Origin of the sequence: Burkholderia sp. BCC0419, assembly GCF_902830285.1 — a bacterium.
Lineage (GTDB): Bacteria > Pseudomonadota > Gammaproteobacteria > Burkholderiales > Burkholderiaceae > Burkholderia.
Map to the genome: position 1 here is coordinate 1,821,146 of NZ_CADESR010000001.1, position 23,992 is coordinate 1,845,137.

The following is a 23,992-nucleotide window of genomic DNA, read 5'->3' on the forward strand; positions in this document are numbered from 1 at the left end:
GTCGCAGAAACTGCATCCGCCGCGTCTCGTCGAACATCGAAACGTCTCGTGCGTTGGACACCTCCGACGTCGCCACTTCTCCCCTTCATCCCTATACGTTCGAGCGGCCGCGTGCGATGACACGCCGCGCGCACCGTTACAAATTTTTTTCGCAGTCCCTTACGGACATACCCGTACGACGAACGCGGGAACATGGCGCGCACGCCGCGCATCCGCGCGAATCCGTCGGTGCGTGACGCGCGATGCGTGACGCACGTGCCGATGCACGCTGTCACATTTGGCTTGTCGCAGAAACGACGACGCCCGCGGATCGCGGGCGTCGTTCGTCACCAAATGGGGATAGATACGCGGCACGCGCGGATCAGAACGTCTCCCAGTCGTCGCCGCCGGCGGTCGCCGCTGCCGGCGCGGGCGCAGCCGATACGGCGGCAGGCTTGCGCGCCGGCATCGCGGCGGCCGCGCGTTTCGGCGCGGCATCGCGTTCGATGCGCGCAGCAGCCTGTACCGGCGCCGCAGCCGGCGCGGAAGTCGCGCGCGGCGGCGCATGCCGCGCCACCGCAGCGACGGTGCCCGCGCGCGCCGCTTCGTCGTCGAGCTGGAATACCGCCGCCGTTTCGCGCAGGCGGGCCGCCTGTTCTTCGAGCGACTGCGCGGCGGCCGCGGCTTCCTCGACGAGCGCCGCATTCTGCTGCGTGACCTCGTCCATCTGCGCGACCGCGCGCGCCACCTGGTCGATCCCGCCGCTCTGCTCCTCGGACGCCGCCGCGATCTCGCCCATGATGTCCGTCACGCGCTGGACCGCGCCGATCACGTCGCTCATCGTGCGCCCCGCTTCGTCGACCAGCGTCGAGCCCGTCCGGATACGCTCCACCGACGCGTCGATCAGCGCCTTGATTTCCTTCGCCGCGCTCGACGAACGCTGCGCGAGACTGCGCACTTCGCCGGCGACGACCGCGAAGCCGCGGCCTTCCTCGCCCGCCCGCGCGGCTTCGACGGCCGCATTCAGCGCAAGTATGTTGGTCTGGAACGCGATTCCCTCGATGATCGCGATGATGTCCGCGATTTTCGCCGAGCTGTCGTTGATTTCGCCCATCGTGCCGACCACCTGGCCGACCACCGTATTGCCCTTGTTTGCAATCTCGGACGCATTCGCGGCCAGCGAGCTTGCCTGGCGCGCATTGTCCGCATTCTGCTTCACGGTGCCCGTCAACTGCTCCATGCTCGACGCGGTTTCCTGCAGCGCCGCGGCCTGCTCCTCGGTACGCGACGACAGGTCGATGTTGCCGGCCGCGATCTGGCGGGCCGCGGTCGCGATCGACTCGCTGCCGCCGCGCACGGTACGCACCGTGTCGACGAGCCCGCGCTGCATCCTCGCCAGGCCTTCCAGCAACTGGCCCATCTCGTCGCGCCGCTCCACGACGATCGGCCGGCGCAGGTCGCCTGCGGCGATCGCGTCGAAATGCGACAGCGCATCGGCAATCGGACGGCCGATCGCGCGGCTCAGCGTCAGCCACGACAGCACCGCGGCGCCGATGCCGGCCAGCAGCACAATGATCGACAGCACGCGCATCGTCTCGAACACCGATTCCGCCTGATCGAAGCGCGCCTGCGCATTGGTGAACTGGAAGCTGCGCAGCGCTTCGCCGGCCACGGCCAGCTCGTTATAGCGCGCCTGAAGCTGCTTCGCGCCGTCGCCGATCCGGTCGTGATCGCCGGCCGCGACCGCACCCGCGAACGCGTCGCAGCTGCCCTGCAGCACCTTGCGCCGGGCGGCGACGTCCTGGGCAAGCCGGTCCTCATCGGCGTCGCGCGGCAGCGCAAGATATTTCTGCCACCATGCGTCGGACTGCGTGCGCATCGCGCGGCTGCGCTCGATGGCGGCCGTGGAGTCGGGCGTGCCGGCCAGCAGCGCCGCCCGGTCGAGTGCGAGGCGCTCGCGCGCGGCGAACATTTCTGCGGTCGCCACGTTGACCGCGCTCGGCATCTGGTTCGTGAAAATCTCGCGCGTCGAATCATTCGAACGCGTCATCCCGTACAGACCGAGCACGCCGGTGACACCCAGCAGTACCGCCAGAAACGCCATCGTCAAACCGATGCGCGCACGAATCGTCAGGTTCCTGAACACCATCATCCATCCTGTATTGCGTCGTCATGAACGGGCCGGCCCGTTGGCTCGAAGCATTGCTTCACTCGGTGCATTTACGACCGTGTGGCGCATAACTTGATGGTTTAGGCGTCATTATTTCGAATTATTCGTCTGCTTATTGCAGAGAACTGAATAATTGACGCAATTCGGGTCAGGACGGCGAACAGGAGAAAAGGCGCGCCGGCGCACTGCCGGCCGCGCGACCGGCCGTCTCGTGCGACGGACCGGCCGCGCGGCGGAACCGGAAACCGGGGATCAGGCCCTAGTCGGCCAGTTCGGCGCGGGTAGGAATCGACGGCTGCGCGCCCGCGCGCGTGACCGACAGCGCCGCCGCGCGTTGCGCGAAGCGGATGGCCGTATCGACGTCCGCGCCGGCCGCAAGCCGTGCGGAAAAGCCGCCGATGAAGGTATCGCCGGCCGCCGTCGTGTCGACGGCCTGCACGACCGGCGCCGGATAGTGCCGCGCGGTGCCGTCGGCCGTCAACGCGAGCACGCCGCGCGCGCCGAGCGTGACCAGCACGTTGCGCGCACCGCCGGCCTGGAGCGCCCGCGCGGCGGCTTCGGCCTCCGCCGGGTCGCGCACCGGCAGCCCGGTCAGCGCGGCCGCCTCGACCTCGTTCGGGATCAGGTAGTCGACGAGCGGCAGCCAGCCGTCCGGCAGCGGCGCAACGGCCGGGGCCGGATTGAGCACCACCGAGCGGCCGAGCCGGCGCCCGGCCGACAGTGCCGCGAACACCGCGTCCGGCGGCGTCTCGAGCTGGCAGATCAGCACGTCGGCCGCCGCCAGCGCGGCCTCGTGCCGCGCGATCGTGTCGGTCGTGACCTCGCCGTTGCCGCCCGCGACGATCACGATCGCGTTCTGGCTCGCATCGTCGACGACGATCAGCGCGACGCCGGTCGACGCCGACGCGCTCGTCGCGAGCCGTGTGCAGTCGATTCCCTCGGCCTCGAGGCCCGCGCGCAGTGCCGCGCCGTGCGCATCCGCGCCGACGCAGCCGATCATCGCGACCTGCGCGCCGAGCCGGGCAGCGGCGACGGCCTGGTTACCGCCCTTGCCGCCCGCCGCCTGCGCGAACGCATGCCCGGCGAGCGTTTCGCCCGGCAGCGGCAGCCGCGGCGCCCGCACGACGAGATCCATGTTGAGGCTGCCGACCACCGTCACGCGGCCGGCGCCCGTTGCGGTCGCCGTCATGAGCGAGCGCCCGGCGCGGCCGGCTCGCGGTAAACCGCCGTCGATTCGCGCAGCACGAGGCGCGGCGATACGACGCGGCGGCGGCTCGGCACGGCGGTCGAGCCGCCGCCGATCCGTTCGATCAGCGTCTGCGCGGCCATTTCGCCGAGCGCGCGCACCGACTGGCCGACCGTCGACAGCGCCGGATACGTGTAGCGGGAAAATTCGATGTCGTCGAATCCGATGATCGAGCAGTCGTCGGGCACGCGCATTCCGCGTTCGGCCGCCGCGCGCAGCGCGCCGACGCCCATCAGGTCGTTGCCCGCGAAGATCGCGCTCGGCCGCACCGATTCGAACAGCCGCGACGCCGCGTGATAGCCGCCCAGGCACGAGAAATCGCTTTCGGCGATCGCACCCGGCACGATGTCGACGCCGCGCTCGGCCATCGCGCGGATGAAGCCGTGCACGCGCATCGCACTGACGGCGGTGTCGGTCGGCCCGGTGATGCAGCCGATCTTCGCGTGCCCGAGTTCGAGCAGGTGGCGCGTCGCCAGGTACGCGCCGCGCTCGTGGTCGATCTGTACGAGATCGGCCGCGAGCCCCTCGATGTTGCGGTCGACGACGACGAGCGGCGCGTGGATATCGGCGAGCGTCTGCGCGAGCACCGCGTCCTCGCCCGCCGACGCGACGATCAGCCCGTCGATGCGCTTTTCCTGCAGCACGCGCAGGTAGTTGCGCTGCTTCACGGGATCGTCGTCCGAATTGCAGAAGAACACGCAATAGCCGTTGGCCGCGCACTGATCCTCGATGCCGCGCGCAAGCTCGGCGAAGTACGGATTCGTGCTGTTCGGCACGACGAGGCCGATCGTCGCCGTCGACCGCGCCTTCAGCGAGCGCGCCACGGCCGACGGCACGTAGTTCAGCTCGCGGATCGCGCCCTCGACCTTCGCGCGCACATCCGCGGACACCGGCCGCGAATTGTTCACCACGTGCGAGACGGTCGTAAACGACACGCCCGCCATGGCCGCCACATCCTTGATCGTCGCCATTTCCCGTTTCTCTCTGGTCTGTTCTGTCTGTCTTTTACCGCACGCGCGTACGCCGGCTGCGATACGTATCGAGCACGACCGCCACCACGATCACCGCACCCGTGATGATCCGTTTCGTCGGCTCGTTCGCACCGATCTGCGCCAGCCCCGCGGCCAGCACGGAGATGATCAACACGCCGAAGAACGTGCTGATCACCGAGCCGCGCCCGCCCATCAGGCTCGTGCCGCCGATCACGACGGCGGCGATGACCTGCAGCTCGAGGCCCGCGCCCGCGTTCGGATCGGCCGCCTCGAGCCGCGAAATCTGGAACAGCGACGCGAGCCCCGCGAGCGCGCCCATCAGTGCGAATACGAGAATTTTATACGGCCTCGGGTTAACCCCTGCAAGTCGCACCGCTTCCTCGTTCGTGCCGATCCCGACCAGATAGCGCCCGAACACCGTGCGCGTCAGCACGAACTGGGCCGCGATCATCACCGCGACCGCGATCAGGAACGCCGGCGAGATGCCCAGCGCGATCGGGTTCGACAGGAAATCGAACGCGTCGCCGATATATGCGGTGCGCGAATTCGTCAGCTGGTACGCGAGGCCGCGCGCGGCCTCCAGCACGCCGAGCGACACGATGAACGACGGAATCCGCCAGCCGACCGTGACCGCGCCGGTCAGCGCGCCCGTCGCGGTCGCGACCGCGATCCCGATCAGCGCAGCGGGCAGCGGCCCCCACTGCCATTTCAGCGCGGCGACGCTGACCATCGACGCGGCGAGCGCGAGCACCGAGCCGACCGACAGGTCGATCCCGGCGATGATCAGCACGAAGGTCATCCCGACCGACATCACGACGAGATCGGGAATCTGGTTGGCGATCGTGCTGAACGTGTCGTAGGTCAGGAAATGCGAGCTCAGCACCGAGAACAGCGCGATCATCGCGGCCAGCGCGCCGGCGAGCCCGAGATAGTTCGACAGGCCGAGCCGCGTGCCGGACAGCGTACGCGCGCGGCGCCCCGTCACGTCCTGCTGCGCGCCTGCGTCGGTCGGGGATACGGGAGGCTGGGTCATTGCTGTGGTCCTGTCGTCGAAGTGCCCGGAGCGGCGCCGCGCGCCTGCCCCGCGTCCGGATGCTGCATGGCGGCCGCCGGCGTCTCGCGGCCGAAGCCGGCGAACGCCGCGGCCAGCAGCGCATCCTGGGTCCAGTTGCCGCGCTCGAACACGGCGGTCATGCGGCCGGCCGACATCACGCCGATCCGGTCGCAGATCAGCATCAGCTCGCGCAGGTCGCTCGATACGACCACGAGCGCGCGGCCGTCGCGCGCGAGCGCGCCCATCAAAGTGTAGATCTCGAATTTGGCGCCGACGTCGATCCCGCGCGTCGGCTCGTCGAACAGCAGCACGCCCATGTCGCGCGCGAGCCAGCGGCCGATCACGACCTTCTGCTGGTTGCCGCCCGACAGCTCGCCGACCGGCTGCGCCGCCCCGTGCGTGCGGATCCGCAGCGCATCGATCTGCTGCTCAGCGAGCGCCGTTTCGCGCGCCGAATCGACGATGCCGCCGCGCGCCAGCCGGTCGAGCTGGCCAAGCGATACGTTCGCGGTGATCGACTGCGACAGCAGCAGCCCTTCGCCCTTGCGATCCTCGGTGATCAGCGCGATGCCCAGCTTCACCGCGTCGACCGGCGACGCGATCCGCGCCGGCTTCAGCGGCTGGCCGACCGCGATCGTTCCGGCATCCGGCGTATCGGCGCCGTAGATCAGCCGCAGCAGCTCGGTGCGCCCCGCGCCGATCAGCCCCGAGATGCCGAAGATCTCGCCCGCGCGCACCTCGAGCGACACGTCGCGCACGGCCGTCCCGCGCGTGAGGCCCGATACGGCGAGCCGCGGCGCGCCGAAACGACGCTGCCCAAGATCGATGTGTTCGCCGATCTCGCGCCCGACCATCAGCGTGACGAGCCCGTCGGACGTCGTCGCCGCCATGTCGCCCGCATGCACGAGCCGGCCGTCGCGCAGCACCGCGACGCGCTCGGCGACGCGCGCGAGCTCTTCGAGCCGGTGCGAGATGTAGACGATCGCGACGCCGCGCGCCTTCAGCCGGTCGATCTGCTCGAACAGCAGCTCGACTTCGCGCGCGGTCAGCATCGCGGTCGGCTCGTCGAGTATCAGCACGCGACAATCGCCGATCAGGTTGCGCGCGATCTCGACCATCTGCTGGTGGCCGATGCCGAGCGCACCGACCGGCGTATCCGGATCGACCGCGTCGAGCCCGACCTGCGCCATCGCCGCGCGCGCGTCGTCGCGCAGCCGCGCGCGATCGATGATCCCGAAGCGCCTCGGCAGGCGGTTCAGGAACAGGTTCTCGGCGACGCTCAGCGTCGGCAGCAGGTTCAGCTCCTGCATCACCATGCGCACGCCGAGCGCCTCGGCCTGCGTGCGGCTCGCCGGCGCATAGGCCTGGCCGCCGAGCTGCATCGTGCCGGTGGTCGGGTCGACGAGCCCGCCGATGATCTTCGACAGCGTGCTCTTGCCGGCGCCGTTCTCGCCCGTCAGCGCGAGCGCCTGGCCCGCGTCGAGCGTCAGCGTGACGTCGGCGAGCACGGGTTCGACATAGGTCTTGCCGATGCCGGATACGGACAGCACGGGGTGGGCTGAACGGGAGGGTTGGAAGGTCGATTCCATCGCGATCCTGGTTGCGGCCGCGCGCCCGGGGCGCGCGGATATGACGCTCACAAGTGCATGTGCATGCAGTGGCCGTGATCGCGCTCACACCGGATAACGGCCGCCGCGCCGGATTCTTGAGGGCGGCGGCCGGACCGGTGCGGCGTTACTTCGTCACGAGATCCACCGGCGTCTCGACCACGCCGGACATGTCGGCCTGCTTGCGATGCTCGGCGATCGCCTTGAGCGCCGTGTCGATGCCGAACACGGCCTGCTTCGCCGCGTACTGGTCGGCGGTCGCGAGCACGCGGCCGTCCTTCAGCATCGGCTTGATCGCGTTGATGTTGTCGTAGCCGACCACGAGCACCTTGCCCTGCTTGCCGGCCGCGCGCACGGCCGATACGGCGCCGATCGCCATGTTGTCGTTGCCGCACAGCAGCGCCTTCAGGTTCGGGTATTCGTTGAGCATCGCGGCGGCCACCGCATTGCCCTTGTCGATTTCCCATTCGCCCGACTGCACCGACACGACCTTCATCCCGCCCGCCTTCATCGCGTCCTGGAAGCCGGCCGTGCGCTGCTGCGCGTTGGTCGTCGTCGACACGCCTTCGACGATGCCGACCTGGTCGCCCGCCTTCAGCCGCTTCGCGAGGTAATCGCCGATCTTGCGCGCGCCCTTGCGGTTGTCCGGGCCGACGAACGGCACGTTCAGGTTCTTCGACTTCAGCACGTCGGGATCGAGCCGGTTGTCGATGTTCACGACGACGATGCCGGCGTCGACGGCCTTCTTCACGACCGGCACGAGCGCCTTCGAATCGGCCGGCGCGAGCACGATCGCGTCGACCTTCGAGACGATCATCTGCTCGACGATGCGGATCTGGTTCGCGGTGTCGGTCTCGTCCTTGATGCCGTTGGTGATCAGGTCGAACTGGTTCGCGTTGTGTTTCTGGTATTCCTTCGCGCCCGTTTCCATGGTCAGGAAGAACTCGTTGGCGAGCGACTTCATCACGAGCGCGACCTTCGGCTTGGCTGCGGATTGCGCGTGGACAGCCGGTGCGGCGGCCACCGCGACGGCGGCGAGCGCGGCGGTCAGGAAGCGACGGCGAAAGCGGACATTCATACACATCTCCTGGCGACTGGCCCGAAGGGCCGGATTGTTGTTTGGTTGTTGTTTTAATGTGAGCAAACGTTTGCGCCACACTACCCGGGCAATGGCCATCGATGCTGCTGTCGGTACCACGGAATGGAAGCGAGGCAGACGGCCGACTGCCTGGCGCGTGCTGTCGTCGACGCGCCACCGCCGGCGGGACGCCGGCGGAGTGAAGGCTATGCTGTACCGATTCGCTTCGGCGCGCAACCGGTCTGAACAATATTTAAGGGTTTATTCGGAGCGCGCGAGCGCGCTTCACGACGCGCAAATGCGACACTCGCGACGCCGACGGCGGTTCGCCGAAACGCTTCGCATGCGGCCGGCCGATGATGAAGCGGTTCGGCGCGAACAACGCGATCGGCCCGACGATCGGCACGAAGGTCGCCGGCATCCACCGTCCCGATATGTGGTCGACTGTGACGGAACCAGCGATTCGTACGGCGCTGCTGCGTGAAGGAGGATGGCTGCCGACCTTGCGTTCCGCGCCAAGGTTCGGCATTGCAGATTGTTCTTGTTTTTCTGTCGGCACGGAACCGCGTGTCGATCGTCGCCTGACGCGACGCACCTGATCCGACGACTCGGCCGATGCTTCAAACGTGACGGCGGCGATCCCCTGCCGCCGCCCGGTGCGGTGTAAGGCAAGGTACGCGCGGTGCATGTCGCGCACCGTCCGCAGCATCTGCCCGGACGGCGCGCGACACGCGCGGGTCAAACGGCTTCGCGCAACAGCCCCGCGATTTCCGCTTCGTTCAGGTGCGGCGCGAACATTTCGATCAGCCGGTACGCATACGCACGCAGGAAGGCGCCCTTGCGCAGCCCGACCCGCGTCGTGCTCGCCTCGAACAGGTGCTGCGTATCGAGCGCCACGAGCCCCGTGTCGCGCTGCGGATCGTAGGCCATCGCCGCAACCACGCCGATCCCCATCCCGAGCTCGACGTAGGTCTTGATCACGTCCGCGTCGATCGCGGTCAGCACGACGTCGGGCACGGCGCCCGCCTGCGTGAACGCCTGGTCGATGTGCGAGCGGCCCGTGAAATCCTGGTCGTACGTGATGATCGGGTACTCGGCGATTTCCTCGAGCGTCAGGTTCTCGCGGCCGACGAGCGGATGGCCCTTCGGCACGACGACCGTGTGGTGCCACGAATAGCACGGGAACGTGACGATGTCCGGATAGCGGTCAAGCGCCTCGGTCGAGATGCCGAGATCGGCCTCGCCGTTCAGGATCATCTGCGCGATCTGCTGCGGGCTGCCCTGGCGCAGCGCGAGATGCACCTTCGGGAACACGTCGGTGAACTGCCGGATCACCTTCGGCAATGCGTAGCGCGCCTGCGTGTGCGTCGTCGCGACGACGAGGTGGCCGCTGTCCTGATCGGCGAACTGGCGCGCGACGCGGCGCAGGTTCTCGGCGTCGAGCAGCATCCGCTCGATCAGTTGGTGCACCGCCTTGCCGGGCTCCGTGAGCCCCGTCAGCCGCTTGCCGCGCCGAATGAAGATGTCGACGCCCAGCTCATCCTCCAGATCCTTGATCTGTTTCGACACGCCCGACTGCGACGTGTACAGCACGTTCGCGACTTCCGTCAGGTTCATGTTCTGGCGCACCGCTTCGCGCACGAACCGCAATTGCTGAAAATTCATGGGTATGCCTCTTAGGCTGTCGTTGTTTGATTGTCGAATCGGAGCGAATCCCGCCCTCTGCCCGGCATTGTCTCGTCAACGCGCGGGAAACACCCGCACGGCGCGCGGCACGGCCGTCGCGCCGTCGCCGACCTGCAGCGAAAGCGCCCGCCATGCGTCGCGGTCGAGTTCCGCCTCGAGCGCGCCGCCCGCGCGCGCCTCGAGCTCCACGCGCACCGAACCGCCGAGCGGAATCACGCGCCGCACGTCCACCGCGATGCCGTCGCTGTGCCCTTCGCCCGCCGGCCACAGCTGCAGATCGTGCGGCCGCACGTATGCGTTCGCGGGGCCCGCGAAATCGGCGTCGACCTCGATCGGCGCAGCCGCGCCCTCGGCGACGAAGCCGCGCCCGGCAACCGTGCCCGGCAGCCGGTTCGCCGCGCCGAGGAACTCGTACACGAACGCGCTTTGCGGATGATCGTAGACGTCCTGCGGGCTGCCGACCTGCTCGACGTGGCCGCGGTTCAGCACGACGATGCGATCGGCCACTTCGAGCGCCTCTTCCTGGTCGTGCGTGACGAAGATCGTCGAGATGTGCAGGTCGTCGTGCAGGCGACGCAGCCAGCCGCGCAGTTCCTTGCGGACCTTCGCGTCGAGCGCGCCGAACGGTTCGTCGAGCAGCAGTACCTTCGGCTCGACCGCGAGCGCACGGGCGAGCGCGATGCGCTGGCGCTGGCCGCCCGACAGCTCGGACGGATAGCGCTGCGCGAGCCAGTCGAGCTGCACGAGCTTCAGCAGCTCGTGCACCTTCTCGCGAATCGCGGCTTCCGACGGCCGCTCGCGGCGCGGCTTCACGCGCAGCCCGAACGCGACGTTCTCGAACACCGTCATGTGGCGGAACAGCGCGTAGTGCTGGAACACGAAGCCGACCTGGCGGTCGCGCGCGCCGACCGACGCGACGTCGAGCCCCTGCAGCACGACCTGGCCGGCGTCCGCGTGCTCGAGGCCCGCGATCACGCGCAGCAGCGTGGTCTTGCCGCAGCCGGACGGCCCGAGCAGCGCGACCAGTTCGCCGGGCGGAAAGTCGAGCGATACGTTGTCGAGCGCCGTGAAATCGCCGAAGCGCTTCTGAAGGTTACGGACGGTGATACCCATTCTGGTTGCCTCTTTACGATTTCGACGAAACGGCGGCAGCAGGGCCGGCATGTGCGGGAACGGCATCATCCGTGTCGGCCAGTTCGGCCGCGAGATGACGCTCGGCGATCAGCTTCAGCGCGAGCGTGACGAGCGCGAGCAACGCCAGCACCGACGCCACCGCGAACGCCGCCGCGAAGTTGTATTCGTTGTACAGGATCTCCACGTGCAGCGGCATCGTGTCGGTCACGCCGCGGATGTGGCCGGACACGACCGACACCGCGCCGAACTCGCCCATCGCGCGCGCATTGCACAGGATCACGCCGTACAGCAGGCCCCACCTGACGTTCGGCAGCGTCACGCGGCGGAAGATCTGCCAGCCCGACGCGCCGAGCACGCGCGCGGCTTCCTCCTCGTCGGTGCCTTGCGCCTGCATCAGCGGAATCAGCTCGCGCGCGACGAACGGGAACGTCACGAAGATCGTCGCGAGCACGATGCCCGGCACCGCGAAGATGATCTGCACGTCGTGATCCTGCAGCCACGGCCCGAACCAGCCCTGCGCGCCGAACAGCAGCACGTACACGAGGCCCGAGATCACCGGCGACACCGAGAACGGCAGGTCGATCAGCGTCGTCAGCAGCGCCTTGCCGCGGAATTCGAACTTCGCGATCGCCCACGAAGCACAGACGCCGAACACGAGGTTCAGCGGCACCGCGATCACGGCGACGGTCAGCGTCAGCTTGATCGCCGACCACGCATCGGGATCGGCCAGCGATTCGAGATAGAAGCCGACGCCCTTGCGCAACGCCTCGACGAACACCGCGGCGAGCGGCACGACGAGGAAGAATGCGAGGAACGCCAGCGCGATGCCCGTGAGCAGCCAGCGCACGACGCGCGACTCGCTGACGGGGTCGAGCCGCTTCGCGGCACGCGCGGCCGGCGACGGGGTTTTCAGCACGACGGTGGCCTCCTGGCTCATTGCTGGCCTCCTGCCGCGACGGCGTTGACGGTGGCGGGCGCCGGGCCGCTCGCGCCCTTGCTCGTCCTACGCTGCAGATACCACTGCAGCGTGTTGATCAGCAGCAGCATCAGGAACGACACGACCAGCATCACGACGGCCAGCGCGGTCGCACCCGCGTAGTCGTACTGCTCGAGCTTCGTGATGATCAGCAGCGACGTGATCTCGGATTTCATCGGCACGTTGCCGGCGATGAAGATCACCGATCCGTATTCGCCGAGCGCGCGCGCGAACGCAAGCGCGAAACCGGTGAGCAGCGCCGGCAGCACGGCCGGCAGCACGACGCGGCGGAACGTCAGCCAGCGCGACGCGCCGAGGCACGCGGCGGCTTCTTCCTGCTCGCGCTCGAAATCCTCGAGCACCGGCTGCACGGTGCGCACGACGAACGGCAGCCCGATGAAGGTCAGCGCGACCAGCACGCCGGCCGGCGTGAACGCGATCTTGATGCCGAGCGGCGCCAGATACTGGCCGACCCAGCCGTTGGTCGCGTAGACGGCCGCGAGCGAGATGCCGGCCACCGACGTCGGCAGCGCGAACGGCAGGTCGACGATCGCATCGACGAGACGCTTGAACGGGAACGTGTAGCGCACCAGCACCCACGCGACGAGGAAGCCGAACACGGCGTTGATCAGCGCGCCGCCGAGCGCGGCCGAGAACGTCAGCCGGTACGACGCGAGCACGCGCGGCGACGTGACGGCGGTGACGAACTGGTCCCACGACAGCGTCGCGGTCTTCAGGAACGTGGCGGCGAGCGGAATCAGCACCACGAGGCTCAAATAGGCCACCGTGATGCCGAGTGTCACGCCGAAACCGGGCAGCGCGCTCGGCTTGCGAAAGGTGTACGTCGTCATCGGATGCTCTTGCTGGGTCGATGCTGCTCACGGGCCCGACGCAAACGCCGGCGCAGTGCATCGCGCCGGCGGCCCGTCGGGGATGCGGCGCGCTGTCGTGGAGCGCCGCTTGTCGTTATGGCGTTACTGCGGCTTGTAGATCGAATCGAACACGCCGCCGTCCGCGAAATGCGTCTTCTGCGCATTCGTCCAGCCGCCGAACGTGTCGTCGACCGTGTACAGCTTCAGCTTCGGGAACTGCTTGGTCAGCTCCGCCGGCACGTTCTTCGAACGCGGCCGGTAGTAGTTGCGCGCCGCGATTTCCTGGCCCTGCGGGCTGTACAGGAAATTCAGGTAGGCCTCGGCCAGCTTGCGCGTGCCCTTCTTGTCGACCACCTTGTCGACCACCGCGACGGGCGGCTCGGCCAGGATGCTCACCGACGGCACGACGATCTCGAACTTGTCGGTGCCGAATTCCTTGACCGACAGGAACGCCTCGTTTTCCCATGCGATCAGCACGTCGCCGATCCCGCGCTGCACGAAGCTCGTCGTCGCGCCCCGCGCGCCCGAATCGAGCACGCCTGCGTTCTTGTAGAGCTTCGTGACGAATTCCTTCGCCGTCTGCTCGTTGCCGCCCGGCTTGTGCAGCGCGTAGGCCCATGCGGCCAGGTAGTTCCAGCGCGCGCCGCCCGAGGTCTTCGGGTTCGGCGTGACGATCGAGATGCCCGGTTTGGTCAGGTCGTCCCAGTCCTTGATCCCTTTCGGGTTGCCCTTGCGCACGAGGAACACGATCGTCGACGTATACGGCGACGCGTTGTCGGGCAGGCGCTTCTGCCAATCCTTGTTCACGAGCCCCTTGTTCGCGAGCGCGTCGATGTCATACGCCAGCGCCAGCGTGACGACGTCGGCCTGCAGGCCGTCGAGCACCGAGCGCGCCTGCGCGCCCGAACCGCCGTGCGACTGCTTGAAGTTGACGGTTTCGCCCGTCTTCGCCTTCCACTCCTTGCCGAACGCCTGGTTGAAATCCTGATACAGCTCGCGCGTCGGGTCGTACGACACGTTCAGGAAGGTCGTATCGGCCTGCGCATGCGTCGCAACGCCCAGCGCCGCCGCCGCGCCCAGCGCGAGTGTTGCGATCAGGCGGCCCACTCCGCCCACCAGCCCCGTATTGCGCTTCGCCATCCTTGGTTCTCCAGTGTTGTCGGTATTGCGATGTCGGGCCAGTCTAGCGAACGGGTTACATGATTAAAAATAATCGTTCCTCATTTTTTAATACTCAAAAGTGCTAACGCATACAGGACGGACGGTTGCGGCGGACAAACCGGCGTCCGGGCGTCGCGAAATCACGCCGGAACCGGCGCGATCGCGTCGAACCTCAAGTAACACTTGAAATTCACCAAGTACTGTATAAAAATACAGCTCACTGTCTATCCATACAGTTGAGCCATGACCAAACTCACCGCCCGTCAGCAGCAAGTGTTCGACTTGATCCGTCGCGCGATCGAGCGCTCCGGATTCCCGCCCACCCGCGCCGAGATCGCGGCCGAACTGGGCTTCAGCTCGCCGAATGCGGCCGAGGAGCACCTCCGCGCACTGGCGCGCAAGGGCGTGATCGAGCTGGCCGCCGGCGCATCACGCGGCATCCGGCTGCTCGGCCTCGACGACGCCCCGCACCAGTTCACGCTGCCGCACGCCGGCTTGATGCAACTATCGCTGCCGCTCGTCGGCCGCGTCGCGGCCGGTAGCCCGATCCTTGCGCAGGAGCACATCTCGCAGCATTACGCGTGCGATCCCGCGCTGTTCACCAGCAAGCCCGACTACCTGCTGAAGGTGCGCGGCCTGTCGATGCGCGACGCCGGCATTCTCGACGGCGACCTCCTCGCCGTGCAGAAGCGCACGGAAGCGAAGGACGGCCAGATCATCGTCGCGCGTCTCGGCGACGACGTCACGGTCAAGCGCCTGATGCGCCGGCCCGGCGGCCTCGAGCTGATCGCGGAGAACCCGGATTACGAAAACATCTTCGTCAAGGCCGGCAGCGCGGATTTCGCGCTGGAAGGCATCGCCGTCGGGCTGATCCGCTCGGGCGAACTCTGACATTCCGTCTCGCTAGGAGAACATCATGGAACGCCTTGCCCGCCTGCTGCCTTTCCGTCAATTCGGTCGCCTGCGTCATCTGCGCGGCCGCACGCCCTGCGCACCGCTGTCCGCGGCGGCGCCAGTGCAAGAAGAAGTCGCAGTCGAACGGCAGGTGTCCCTGCTGCCGTCAGCGCTCCCCGCGTTCGCGCGGGTATCGCTGAACGCCGGTCTGAATCACGCGGAACCCGCGCGCCGCGCACCGGTGCGCGTCTATCACGGCCGGTCGCGCCTGATCATGGTGGGCACGATCGATGCCGTGTGCCGGATGATCGATCACTGCATCGCAGAGGAACGATCGGCCACGCCGGGCGGTCTCTGATTGCGGAACATCCCCGCACCGGAGGCAACGTGACTGGATCGTCGCGCCGCGCATGGCGACTCAAGCCCCTGCTGATCGTCGCGCTGGTCGTCGCCCTCATTGCGGCGCTCGGCTATGCGTACGCGTCGCCGTATGTCGCGCTCGGTCGCCTGAAATCGGCGATCGATGCGCGCGATGCGCAGGCAATCAGCGAGTATGTCGACTTTCCGTCGCTGCGCATCAGCCTGAAGCAGCAGGTCACGGAAGAGTTGATGCGCCGGATCGACGCCGTGAAGAAAAACAATCCGTTCGCGGTGATTGGCGCGCTGATCGGGTCCGCCCTGATCGGCCCGCTGGTCGATGCGTACGCGACCCCGGAAGGCGTCGCCGCGCTGATGAGCGGGTTGCCGCCACGCGGCAATCCGGGCGAGCGTCCGCCTGAGTGGTCGAATCAGCCGCCAGCAGGCAATGCGCCCGGCAACACGCCTGCCGCACCGCCCGCCAATCCGGCACCGGCAAGTGCGGCCGTACCCGGCAGCAACGCGGCCGCTTCGGCGGCATCGTCGCCGGCACCCACGCCCGCCGCACCGGCGAGCCCGGGCGAAGCAACGCAAGCGCCGCACCCGCAGCAAACCAGCGCGGGCTACCGGAATGTCGATGAATTCGTCGTGACGTATCAGCGCAGCGCGGATGGCACGCGCTATGCGGCGATCTTCCACCGCTTCGGGCTGTTCTCGTGGAAATTGTCCGGAATCGACCTGCATGCCTAGCAGGCCGCGCGCTCGACGCGCACACTGCTGATGCAGTGCGACGCCCGACCGGCACGCATCGCCGGTCAGGCGGTCATCCAGCCTTTAGATCATTGGCCGTTCGCTATAGCCGCTTCACGCTCGCGCGCAATTTCGGCCTTCTGCTCTTCCGCCGACGAACACGCCACCAGAATGCTGCAGTTCACGCGATCGAGCAGTTGCGTATTGCCCGACCCCATCCACCATCTCGACAATCCGCTGCGGCACCGGTGGCCGACGACGACGAGATCGACCTTCAGCTCCGACGCGAGATTCGCGATTTCGTCGATCGGATAACCGAATGCGAAATGGCCCTCCGCCTGGACGCCGCGCTCGCGCAGCCAGTTCACGCCTTCCTGCAGGATTTCGCGCGCGGTTTCCTCGAAGCGGCCGCATGCGACATCGGTCAGCAAACCCGCGCTTTGCGCAATGCTCGAACGCATGTCGACGACCGACAGCAAATGCGTTTCGGCCTTCAGGTCCATTGCGAGATTGGCGCCGTAACGCAGCGCCTTGCGCCCTTCGAGCGTGCCGTCGTAACACAGCAAAATCTTGTTGTAGCTAGCCATGGAGCCTCCCTATCGCGACAACGAGCCTACGCATTCATCATGGTGCGCCGCAATTCAGGACGCAAGGGATGGAAAACGCTGATTCGCCCCGCGCGGCGCGTGCGCGATGATGCGGTGCACGATCGGTGCGCGCGTGCATCGCACCGTGCAGGCATGCGCTGAAGCGATGCAGCCGATGCACTAGAATGGCCCGTTCCACGTCCAGCGGGTCACCTCGCGCCGGCGTCGTGCGCTTCGGCGATGCCCGTGTGACACGCATTCGCGCGATCCGTTCGCACACTGGGCAGCGGAACGCGCCCGCTTACAACGACAACACGCCCATGTCCGTCGCACCGATCGATTTCCGCAACGTCGAAAAGCGCTATGGCGACAAGCTCGTCGTCAATGGTCTGTCCTTCAACGTGAAGGCCGGCGAATGCTATGGCCTGCTCGGGCCGAACGGCGCCGGCAAGACCACGACGCTGAAGATGCTGCTCGGCCTCGCGCATCCCGATGCAGGCGCCATTTCGCTGTGCGGCGAACCGGTTCCATCACGTGCGCGACATGCACGCCGGCGGGTCGGCGTCGTCCCGCAGTTCGACAACCTCGACCCCGACTTCACGGTCCGAGAAAACCTGCTCGTGTTCAGCCGCTATTTCGGGATGTCGGCGCAGGCCGCACGCGCGCTCGTGCCGCCGCTGCTCGAATTCGCAAAGCTGGAAAACAAGGCCGACGCGAAGGTCGGCGAGCTGTCGGGCGGCATGAAGCGCCGCCTTACGCTCGCCCGCGCGCTCGTCAACGATCCCGATGTGCTGGTGCTCGACGAGCCGACGACGGGCCTCGATCCGCAGGCGCGGCACCTGATGTGGGAGCGGCTGCGTTCGCTGCTCGCGCGCGGCAAGACGATCCTGATCACCACGCATTTCATGGAAGAAGCCGAGCGCCTGTGCGATCGGCTGTGCGTGATCGAGGAAGGCCGCAAGATCGCCGAAGGCGCGCCGCACGCACTGATCGAATCGGAGATCGGCTGCGACGTGATCGAGATCTACGGGCCCGATCCGGCCGCACTGCGCGACGAGTTGTCGGCATTCGCGAAGCACACCGAGATCAGCGGCGAGACGCTGTTCTGCTATGTAGCCGATCCCGAACCGCTGACTGCTCGACTCAAGGGCCGCCCCGGGTTGCGCTATCTGCATCGCCCGGCCAATCTGGAGGATGTGTTCCTGCGGCTCACGGGCCGCGAGATGCAGGACTGATCGACCATGGACGTCCGTAACTATTCCGCCACCACGCCATCGGCCCCGCCGCGCGCATCGCGCTTCGCGATCGCGATGCCGGCGAACGCAAGCAACTGGGTCGCCGTCTGGCGGCGCAACTATCTCGTGTGGCGCAAGCTCGCGCTCGCGTCGATGTTCGGCAATCTCGCCGATCCGATGATCTATCTGTTCGGGCTGGGTTTCGGGCTCGGCCTGATGCTCGGCCATGTCGACGGCGTGTCGTATATCGCATTCCTCGCAGCCGGCACGGTCGGCTCGAGCGTGATGATGTCCGCGAGCTTCGAATCGATGTATTCGGGCTTCTCGCGGATGCACGTGCAGCGCACCTGGGAAGCGATCATGCATACGCCGCTCGCACTCGGCGACATCGTGCTCGGCGAGATCGTCTGGGCGGCCAGCAAGGCGATGTTGTCGGGGGGCGCGATCATGCTCGTCGCGGGCGGGCTCGGCTACGCGCAGTTTCCGTCGATGCTCGCGGTGCTGCCCGTGATCGCGCTGGCCGGCCTCGCGTTCGCCAGCATCGCGATGATCGTCACGGCGCTCGCCCCGTCCTACGATTTCTTCATGTTCTACCAGACGCTCGTGCTGACGCCGATGCTGCTGCTGTCGGGCGTGTTCTTCCCGATCACGCAGTTGCCGCCGCTCGCGCAGCACGCGGCGCAGGCGCTGCCGCTCGCGAATGCGGTCGAGCTGATCCGCCCTGCGATGCTCGGCCGGCCGGCGACCGACATCGCGTTGCACGTCGCGGTGCTCGCCGGCTATGCGGTCGGCGGGTTCCTGCTGTCCGCGTGGCTGTTCCGGCGGCGGATGATGCGCTGACGGCCGGCGCGCCGGGCACCGGGCGCCGGCTTCATGCGACGACGTTACTCGTCGTCGTCGCTCCACGGAATTTCGACGTCGGTCAGGAACGCGACGGTCGCGAGCGGGCCGCCTTCCTGGCGGCCGAGCTTGCCGTCCGCGCGATGCCATTCGACGCGGAACTGCGTGCCCGGATCGTCGGCCACCAGATAGACCGTGCGCAGCTCTTCCTTGTCGGCTTCGTCCACCGGGCCGTCGAACGACACCAGCATCTTCTGCGGCCACAGGCCGTTGACGGGATCGTAAATGCGATCGCCTTGCGGAATGTCGATGCTGGCCTCGACACCGATCGTTGCGGAGGCCTCGATGATCATCGTGCCGAGTGCGTGCAGCACGGCAGTCGCCCGCGCGGAATTGGCCTGGCGGATCGCGAGATCGCCGCGCGTCAGCGCCTTTTCGAGTCGAGGATGGATCTTCGGTTGGGTCATGCGTTTTCCTGTTTGCTTCTGGTAAAGGGCGCCGCACACGTGAAGCGGCGGCGCCGGATGAATACGACGACGGCGCGCGACGGGCGCGCCGTTTGCGTGCGTCAGAACCCGAACGCGATCGCGAGCAAGCCGCTCGCGATCCCGAACACGACGACGAGCGTCGCGACGATCGCCAGCATGTAAGGCTTGAACGAACGCGCAAGCATCGCGAGCGACGGCACGCTGATCGGCGGCAGCGTCATCAGCAGCGCGGCGGCCGGACCGACGCCCATCCCGAGCGACAGCATCGCCTGGATGATCGGCACCTCGCCGGCCGTCGGGATCACGAACAGCATGCCCGCCACCGCGAACGCGACGACCCAGCCGAGATGATTGCCGATGTCCGGGCCGATATGCGGGAACAGCCATGCGCGCGCGGCGCCGAGCAGCAGCACGAGCACGATGTATTCGGGCACGAGCCGCACGGCCATGCGCGCGAGCAGTTTCATCCAGCGGACGAACGGGTTGCCGGCCGCGGCCTGCTCGGCCGCCAGCGCGGCAAGCTGCGCATCGTCGATGCTGCGGTCTTCGGGACGCGCGATGCGGTTCAGCAGATAGCCGATCCCGAACACCATCGCGATGCCGAGCACGAGGCGCAGCGCGCTCCAGTGCCAGCCGAGCACGAAGCCCATGAACACCAGCGCCGCCGGGTTCAGCACCGTATTGCCGAGCCAGAACGCGACCGCGCCGCCCGGCGATGCATGGCGCGCACGCAAGCCCGCGACGACCGGCGCCGCGCAGCACGTGCACATCATGCCGGGCAGCGACAGCAGCCCGCCCGCGGCGACGCTGCCGAATCCCGTGCGGCCGAGCACGCGCGCCACCCAGTGCGCGGGCAGCAGCGCCTGCACGGCCGAGCCGAGCAGCAGGCCGAGCACCATCGCCTGCCAGATCGCCTTGCCGTAGGCCCACGCGTAATCGAGCGCCGCCTTCAGCGACGGCTCGGGCGCGGCCGCGGACGTGCCCATCAGGATCGACTGGCCGATCGAATGGTGCTCGGCGGCAACGAACGCCTTGTTGTAGTACGGAAACCATTTCACATAGAACAGGCCCGCGACCGCGATCAGCAGGAAGGTCATCCAGCCGAGGGCCGGAGCGGGTTGGGTGCGTGTGGTCGTCATCGTGTGGTGGTCGTCGATTGGTCTTGGTCGGTTTCGGATGTCGCGCCGGCGGCCAGCGCGGCCGATGCGGGCAATCCGGCTTGCTGCGCGAGTTCGGTCAGCAGCATGCGCGCCTGATCGCGCACGTCGGCCGCGTTGGGCCGGAACGTGAACGTCAGCGCCCGGTTCGGCTTGTCGTACGTCGCGCGGTAAGTGCGCGCGTAGGCGGGATCGTAATGCTTGTCGATCAGTTCGGTGAACAAATCGGCCCGCGCGCCGGCATCGATCAGTCCCTTCCAGCGCGTCACCTCTTCGCGGCTGTGCAGGCCGATCAGCCGATGAAGCTGCGCCTTGAACGCATCCGGTTCGTCGAACAGGTGCGCGTAATCGTCGAGCAGGAACGCGATCCGCTCGTCGTGAGCCGCTTCGACCTGCACCCACGGCCCCGCGTGAAACGCTTCGATCAGCGCGATCGGCAACTGCACGAGCCCGATCCTGCGACTTTCCGACTCGACGAACACCGGCCATTCGGGGTCGAAACGCCCAAGCGTCTCGACGAGCCCCGAATCGAACCCCTTTTGCGTCGGCTGCGGCTTGCCCGGCAGCGCGCCGAGCAGCGAGCCCCGATGGCATGCGAGCGCTTCTAGATCGAGCGTCTGCGCGCCCACGTCGCGCAGCGCGTTCAGCAGGCGCGTCTTGCCGCAGCCCGTATGGCCGACGAGCGCGATGTAGCGAAAGCGCGTCGGCAGCGAGTCGAGCGTCGCGCACACCGACCGGCGGTATGACTTGTAGCCGCCGTCGAGCTGGCGCGCCTTCCAGCCGATCAGGTTGAACCAGGTCGTCATCGAGCCCGAGCGCTTGCCGCCGCGCCAGCAGTAGATCAGCGGCCGCCAGTTGCGCGGCCGGTCGGCGAACGTCGTGTCGAGATGGCGCGCGATGTTGCGCGCGACGATCGCCGCGCCGACGCGCGTCGCCTCGTACGGCGACACCTGCCGGTACATCGTGCCGACGAGCACGCGCTCTTCGTTGCTGAGCACGGGCGCGTTCAGCGCGCCGGGAATATGGTCCTCGGCGAACTCGAGCGGCGTGCGCACGTCGATGATCTCGTCGAACTCGCCGGCGCGATCGAGGGTGACAATCAGGTTCTTCAATTTGGCGTCGAACAGGGGCGATGCAGCTCGAGGAGCCGCATGGGCACGGAAGGCGGATTGACGATTATCTCACGGGCCGGCGTCCCGGGCCTCGCGCGGCAGTCGGCGGCGGCGAGACGGCCTGCATCGCGTCGATCAGGTGGTCGCGGAATGCGCGCACCGACGCGGGCAAATCGCGTCCCGCCATCGTCTGCACCTGGATGCTGCGTTCGCGCAGTTGGGGGTTCGTCACCGGCACGACGACGAAGCCGTCCGCATCGGCGCGGTCGCGCACCGACAACAGGCCCGTGAACATCACCGCACCCGTGCGCCGCGCGTAGCCGTACATCGCCGCGGTGTTGTTGCTCGTCAGCTCGGGCTCGAGCAGCAGCCCGTCGAGCGCGCACGCGATGTCGATCAGCTGGCGCACCGTCGTGCCGGCCTCGGGCAGCACGTGCGCGTGCCGCGCGACATCGGCGAGCGACACCGCGTCGCGCGCCGCGAGCGGATGATCGCGCCGAACCAGCGCAAAGACCGGCGCGCGCTCGGTGTGATCGACGCGCACGCCCTTCTCCGGCGCGAGGCTGAAGGTCAATGCGATGTCCGCATCGCCGTCGCGCACGCGCCGGGTCGCGTCCGCCGGCGATACGACCCACACGATGAAATCGACGCCCGGGTGGCGCGCCTTGAAGCCTGCGAGCACGCCGGGCAGGAAATCGATCGCGAACCCTTCCGAGCACGCGATCTTCAGCAGGCTGCCGTGCAGCGCGTCGAGCCCGCCGATGTCCTTCATCACGTGCTCGGCCTCCAGCAGGCTGCGCTGCGCGAACGCCAGCAACCGCTCTCCCGCCTCCGACAGCGCCATCCCCCGCGGCCGCCGCTCGAACAGCGGCGCGCCGAGCTCGCTCTCCAGCTTCGCGATCTGGCGGCTGATCGCGGACACCGCCACGTGAAGCCGCGCGGACGCATCACTGATCGAGCCGGTACGCGCCACCTCGACGAAATACCGCAACGCCAGGCCATGCAGGAAAGCCGCCATCGTTCTGTCTCCGCGCCGCATCCGGTCGCTCTGCTTTGCCTTTTCGGCAAAGAAAGGTTCGAAATTCGATCATTGTGACAAAAAAACCGGCTTTCTAGAATCGATCGCACTTCACGTTGCGTGCACGGTCCGCGCGCAGCGAACCCGACCGAGGAGACCCGATTTGAGCCGTACCGCCGCCATCCAGCACGCACTGAACCAGTTCGAATCCGGTGCGTTCTTCACGACCCTGAGCCGCCGAGTCGGCCTGCGCACCGAAAGCCAGGAAAGCGGCAGCGACGCCGCGCTGCGCGCCTATCTGACCGACGAGATCGCGCCCGAGGCCGCCCGCCTCGGCTTCACGTCGCGGATCGTCGACAACCCCGCCGACGGCGGCGGCCCGTTCCTGCTCGCGGCGCGCCACGAAGACGACGCGCTGCCGACCGTGCTGATCTACGGCCACGGCGACGTCGTGCGCGGCTACGACGCGCAGTGGCGCGCGCCGCTGTCGCCGTGGACGCTGACGGCCGACGGCGACCGCTGGTACGGCCGCGGCAGCGCCGACAACAAGGGCCAGCACACGATCAACCTGGCCGCGCTGGCGAGCGTGCTCGATGCGCGCGGCGGCCGGCTCGGCTTCAACGCGAAGCTGCTGATCGAGATGGGCGAGGAAACCGGGTCGCCGGGCCTCGACGCGCTGTGCCGCCAGGAACGCGACGCACTCGCGGCCGACGTGCTGATCGCCTCCGACGGCCCGCGCATCGCCGCCGCGCGCCCGACGGTATTCCTCGGCTCGCGCGGCTCGGTCAATTTCAAGCTGAGCCTGCGCGCCCGCGACGGCGCACATCACTCCGGCAACTGGGGCGGACTGCTGCGCAATCCGGCGATCGTGCTCGCGCATGCGCTCGCGAGCCTCGTCGACGCGCGCGGCGCGATTCGCGTCGCGGGGCTGCGCCCGCCGCCGATCCCGGCCGCCGTGCGCGACGCGCTTGCCGATCTTTCCGTCGGCGGCGGCCCCGGCGATCCGGCGCTCGACGCCGACTGGGGCGAGCCCGGCCTGTCCGCGGCCGAGCGCGTGTTCGGCTGGAACACCTTCGAGATCCTCGCGTTCAAGGCCGGCAATCCGGAGCATCCCGTCAACGCGATCCCGCCCGCCGCATATGCGCACTGCCAGTTGCGCTTCGTCGTCGGCACCGACTGGGAAGCGCTGCATGCGCACCTGCGCGCGCACCTCGATGCGCACGGCTTCGCCGACATCGAGATCGACGTCGAACGCGGCGCACCGGCGACGCGCGTGCCGCCGGACGATCCGTGGGTCCGCTGGGCCGTCGCGTCGCTCGCGCGCACCACCGGCAAGAAGCCCGCGATCCTGCCGAATCTCGGCGGCACGCTGCCGAACGAGGTGTTCGCCGACACGCTCGGGCTGCCGACGCTGTGGGTGCCGCACTCGTACCCGGCGTGCTCGCAGCACGCGCCCGACGAGCATCTGCTCGCGAGCGTCGTCAGCGAGGGGCTGCAGATAATGGCCGGCCTCTTCTGGGATCTCGGCGACGCCGCGCCGCCCGTTCGCCGCGCGGCATCCACCGCGGCCGGCGCCGCCCTGTAACGCGCTTCGCCCCT

At 68.0% G+C, this 23,992-nt stretch carries 24 protein-coding genes; 6 read left to right on the forward strand and 18 right to left on the reverse strand.

Annotated elements, in window-relative coordinates:
- Positions 1-361: 361 nt before the first annotated feature.
- From HWW87_RS08075 to HWW87_RS37540, 13 genes are all read right to left on the reverse strand, one after another.
- Entirely contained in the window at positions 362-2,128 is a 1,767-nt protein-coding gene (locus HWW87_RS08075) for a methyl-accepting chemotaxis protein (RefSeq protein WP_175819879.1), read from the reverse strand.
- Positions 2,129-2,408: 280 nt separating this feature from the next.
- Positions 2,409-3,338, reverse strand: a complete 930-nt coding sequence (gene rbsK / locus HWW87_RS08080; protein ID WP_175819880.1) for a ribokinase — start codon at positions 3,336-3,338, stop codon at positions 2,409-2,411.
- Positions 3,335-4,366, reverse strand: a complete 1,032-nt coding sequence (locus HWW87_RS08085) for a LacI family DNA-binding transcriptional regulator (RefSeq protein ID WP_175819881.1) — start codon at positions 4,364-4,366, stop codon at positions 3,335-3,337. The genes rbsK and HWW87_RS08085 overlap by 4 nt, the downstream gene beginning before the upstream one ends.
- A 34-nt stretch (positions 4,367-4,400) precedes the next feature.
- A complete protein-coding gene (locus HWW87_RS08090) occupies positions 4,401-5,420 on the reverse strand; it encodes an ABC transporter permease (RefSeq protein ID WP_006476069.1) in 1,020 nt (339 codons plus the stop codon).
- Positions 5,417-7,030, reverse strand: a complete 1,614-nt coding sequence (locus HWW87_RS08095; protein WP_175819882.1) for a sugar ABC transporter ATP-binding protein — start codon at positions 7,028-7,030, stop codon at positions 5,417-5,419. The genes HWW87_RS08090 and HWW87_RS08095 overlap by 4 nt, the downstream gene beginning before the upstream one ends.
- Positions 7,031-7,175: 145 nt before the next feature.
- Entirely contained in the window at positions 7,176-8,126 is a 951-nt protein-coding gene (locus tag HWW87_RS08100) for a sugar ABC transporter substrate-binding protein (protein ID WP_011545349.1), read from the reverse strand.
- A gap of 253 nt (positions 8,127-8,379) precedes the next feature.
- Complete coding sequence (locus HWW87_RS08105; protein ID WP_175819883.1) at positions 8,380-8,835, reverse strand: hypothetical protein; 456 nt, start codon at positions 8,833-8,835, stop codon at positions 8,380-8,382.
- Between the two features lie 29 nt (positions 8,836-8,864).
- Positions 8,865-9,791, reverse strand: coding sequence for a CysB family HTH-type transcriptional regulator (locus HWW87_RS08110; RefSeq protein ID WP_006484201.1), 927 nt, complete (start codon positions 9,789-9,791; stop codon positions 8,865-8,867).
- A 75-nt stretch (positions 9,792-9,866) separates the two neighbouring features.
- A complete protein-coding gene (locus HWW87_RS08115) occupies positions 9,867-10,925 on the reverse strand; it encodes a sulfate ABC transporter ATP-binding protein (protein WP_175819884.1) in 1,059 nt (352 codons plus the stop codon).
- Between the two features lie 13 nt (positions 10,926-10,938).
- Positions 10,939-11,883, reverse strand: a complete 945-nt coding sequence (cysW, locus tag HWW87_RS08120) for a sulfate ABC transporter permease subunit CysW (protein WP_174391023.1) — start codon at positions 11,881-11,883, stop codon at positions 10,939-10,941.
- Positions 11,880-12,773, reverse strand: a complete 894-nt coding sequence (gene cysT, locus HWW87_RS08125; protein ID WP_034201813.1) for a sulfate ABC transporter permease subunit CysT — start codon at positions 12,771-12,773, stop codon at positions 11,880-11,882. Before cysT ends, cysW begins: the two co-directional genes overlap by 4 nt.
- A 123-nt stretch (positions 12,774-12,896) precedes the next feature.
- A complete protein-coding gene (locus HWW87_RS08130; protein ID WP_174391025.1) occupies positions 12,897-13,934 on the reverse strand; it encodes a sulfate ABC transporter substrate-binding protein in 1,038 nt (345 codons plus the stop codon).
- 87 nt (positions 13,935-14,021) lie between these two features.
- A complete protein-coding gene (locus HWW87_RS37540) occupies positions 14,022-14,228 on the reverse strand; it encodes a sodium:proton symporter (RefSeq protein WP_095211563.1) in 207 nt (68 codons plus the stop codon).
- On the opposite strand from HWW87_RS37540, the gene lexA reads away from it, so the two are divergent.
- From lexA to HWW87_RS08145, 3 genes are read left to right on the forward strand one after another with little or no spacing between them, the layout of a single operon-like run.
- Entirely contained in the window at positions 14,199-14,846 is a 648-nt protein-coding gene (gene lexA / locus HWW87_RS08135) for a transcriptional repressor LexA (RefSeq protein WP_050012580.1), read from the forward strand. The two genes, HWW87_RS37540 and lexA, sit on opposite strands and share 30 nt — an antisense overlap.
- A gap of 25 nt (positions 14,847-14,871) precedes the next feature.
- Positions 14,872-15,207 carry a hypothetical protein gene (locus tag HWW87_RS08140; protein WP_175819885.1) on the forward strand — a complete coding sequence of 112 codons (336 nt, stop codon included), beginning with the start codon at positions 14,872-14,874 and terminating at the stop codon, positions 15,205-15,207.
- 29 nt (positions 15,208-15,236) lie between these two features.
- Complete coding sequence (locus tag HWW87_RS08145) at positions 15,237-15,956, forward strand: DUF2939 domain-containing protein (protein WP_175819886.1); 720 nt, start codon at positions 15,237-15,239, stop codon at positions 15,954-15,956.
- Positions 15,957-16,045: 89 nt separating this feature from the next.
- Here the strand turns inward: HWW87_RS08145 and HWW87_RS08150 are convergent, their stop codons facing one another.
- Positions 16,046-16,543 carry a universal stress protein gene (locus tag HWW87_RS08150; protein ID WP_011545343.1) on the reverse strand — a complete coding sequence of 166 codons (498 nt, stop codon included), beginning with the start codon at positions 16,541-16,543 and terminating at the stop codon, positions 16,046-16,048.
- A 320-nt stretch (positions 16,544-16,863) separates the two neighbouring features.
- On the opposite strand from HWW87_RS08150, the gene nodI reads away from it, so the two are divergent.
- Entirely contained in the window at positions 16,864-17,778 is a 915-nt protein-coding gene (gene nodI / locus HWW87_RS08155) for a nodulation factor ABC transporter ATP-binding protein NodI (RefSeq protein ID WP_175819887.1), read from the forward strand.
- Between the two features lie 6 nt (positions 17,779-17,784).
- Positions 17,785-18,618: an ABC transporter permease gene (locus HWW87_RS08160; RefSeq protein WP_175819888.1), complete on the forward strand. Its 834-nt coding sequence runs from the start codon at positions 17,785-17,787 to the stop codon at positions 18,616-18,618.
- A 44-nt stretch (positions 18,619-18,662) separates the two neighbouring features.
- Here HWW87_RS08160 and HWW87_RS08165 read toward each other — a convergent pair whose 3' ends face one another.
- The 4 genes from HWW87_RS08165 to HWW87_RS08180 form a co-directional block, all read right to left on the reverse strand.
- Positions 18,663-19,085 carry a hypothetical protein gene (locus tag HWW87_RS08165; protein WP_069621435.1) on the reverse strand — a complete coding sequence of 141 codons (423 nt, stop codon included), beginning with the start codon at positions 19,083-19,085 and terminating at the stop codon, positions 18,663-18,665.
- Positions 19,086-19,186: 101 nt separating this feature from the next.
- Positions 19,187-20,245: a permease gene (locus HWW87_RS08170; RefSeq protein WP_175819889.1), complete on the reverse strand. Its 1,059-nt coding sequence runs from the start codon at positions 20,243-20,245 to the stop codon at positions 19,187-19,189.
- Positions 20,242-21,375 carry a tRNA 2-selenouridine(34) synthase MnmH gene (mnmH, locus tag HWW87_RS08175; RefSeq protein ID WP_175819890.1) on the reverse strand — a complete coding sequence of 378 codons (1,134 nt, stop codon included), beginning with the start codon at positions 21,373-21,375 and terminating at the stop codon, positions 20,242-20,244. Before mnmH ends, HWW87_RS08170 begins: the two co-directional genes overlap by 4 nt.
- A gap of 64 nt (positions 21,376-21,439) precedes the next feature.
- Complete coding sequence (locus HWW87_RS08180) at positions 21,440-22,393, reverse strand: LysR substrate-binding domain-containing protein (protein WP_175819891.1); 954 nt, start codon at positions 22,391-22,393, stop codon at positions 21,440-21,442.
- Positions 22,394-22,556: 163 nt separating this feature from the next.
- On the opposite strand from HWW87_RS08180, the gene HWW87_RS08185 reads away from it, so the two are divergent.
- Positions 22,557-23,978 (forward strand): M20 family metallopeptidase, encoded by a 1,422-nt coding sequence (locus tag HWW87_RS08185; RefSeq protein ID WP_175819892.1) that lies wholly within the window; start codon positions 22,557-22,559, stop codon positions 23,976-23,978.
- The last annotated feature ends 14 nt before the right edge of the window (positions 23,979-23,992 follow it).

Bases quoted from the DNA above. Each gene is read 5' to 3' on its own strand.
- HWW87_RS08075 (WP_175819879.1), bottom strand. From the start codon at position 2,128: ATGGTGTTCAGGAACCTGACGATTCGTGCGCGCATCGGTTTGACGATG.
- rbsK (WP_175819880.1), bottom strand. From the start codon at position 3,338: ATGACGGCGACCGCAACGGGCGCCGGCCGCGTGACGGTGGTCGGCAGC.
- HWW87_RS08085 (WP_175819881.1), bottom strand. From the start codon at position 4,366: ATGGCGACGATCAAGGATGTGGCGGCCATGGCGGGCGTGTCGTTTACG.
- HWW87_RS08090 (WP_006476069.1), bottom strand. From the start codon at position 5,420: ATGACCCAGCCTCCCGTATCCCCGACCGACGCAGGCGCGCAGCAGGAC.
- HWW87_RS08095 (WP_175819882.1), bottom strand. From the start codon at position 7,030: ATGGAATCGACCTTCCAACCCTCCCGTTCAGCCCACCCCGTGCTGTCC.
- HWW87_RS08100 (WP_011545349.1), bottom strand. From the start codon at position 8,126: ATGAATGTCCGCTTTCGCCGTCGCTTCCTGACCGCCGCGCTCGCCGCC.
- HWW87_RS08105 (WP_175819883.1), bottom strand. From the start codon at position 8,835: ATGCTGCGGACGGTGCGCGACATGCACCGCGCGTACCTTGCCTTACAC.
- HWW87_RS08110 (WP_006484201.1), bottom strand. From the start codon at position 9,791: ATGAATTTTCAGCAATTGCGGTTCGTGCGCGAAGCGGTGCGCCAGAAC.
- HWW87_RS08115 (WP_175819884.1), bottom strand. From the start codon at position 10,925: ATGGGTATCACCGTCCGTAACCTTCAGAAGCGCTTCGGCGATTTCACG.
- cysW (WP_174391023.1), bottom strand. From the start codon at position 11,883: ATGAGCCAGGAGGCCACCGTCGTGCTGAAAACCCCGTCGCCGGCCGCG.
- cysT (WP_034201813.1), bottom strand. From the start codon at position 12,773: ATGACGACGTACACCTTTCGCAAGCCGAGCGCGCTGCCCGGTTTCGGC.
- HWW87_RS08130 (WP_174391025.1), bottom strand. From the start codon at position 13,934: ATGGCGAAGCGCAATACGGGGCTGGTGGGCGGAGTGGGCCGCCTGATC.
- lexA (WP_050012580.1), top strand. From the start codon at position 14,199: ATGACCAAACTCACCGCCCGTCAGCAGCAAGTGTTCGACTTGATCCGT.
- HWW87_RS08140 (WP_175819885.1), top strand. From the start codon at position 14,872: ATGGAACGCCTTGCCCGCCTGCTGCCTTTCCGTCAATTCGGTCGCCTG.
- HWW87_RS08150 (WP_011545343.1), bottom strand. From the start codon at position 16,543: ATGGCTAGCTACAACAAGATTTTGCTGTGTTACGACGGCACGCTCGAA.
- nodI (WP_175819887.1), top strand. From the start codon at position 16,864: ATGTCCGTCGCACCGATCGATTTCCGCAACGTCGAAAAGCGCTATGGC.
- HWW87_RS08160 (WP_175819888.1), top strand. From the start codon at position 17,785: ATGGACGTCCGTAACTATTCCGCCACCACGCCATCGGCCCCGCCGCGC.
- HWW87_RS08165 (WP_069621435.1), bottom strand. From the start codon at position 19,085: ATGACCCAACCGAAGATCCATCCTCGACTCGAAAAGGCGCTGACGCGC.
- HWW87_RS08170 (WP_175819889.1), bottom strand. From the start codon at position 20,245: ATGACGACCACACGCACCCAACCCGCTCCGGCCCTCGGCTGGATGACC.
- HWW87_RS08180 (WP_175819891.1), bottom strand. From the start codon at position 22,393: ATGGCGGCTTTCCTGCATGGCCTGGCGTTGCGGTATTTCGTCGAGGTG.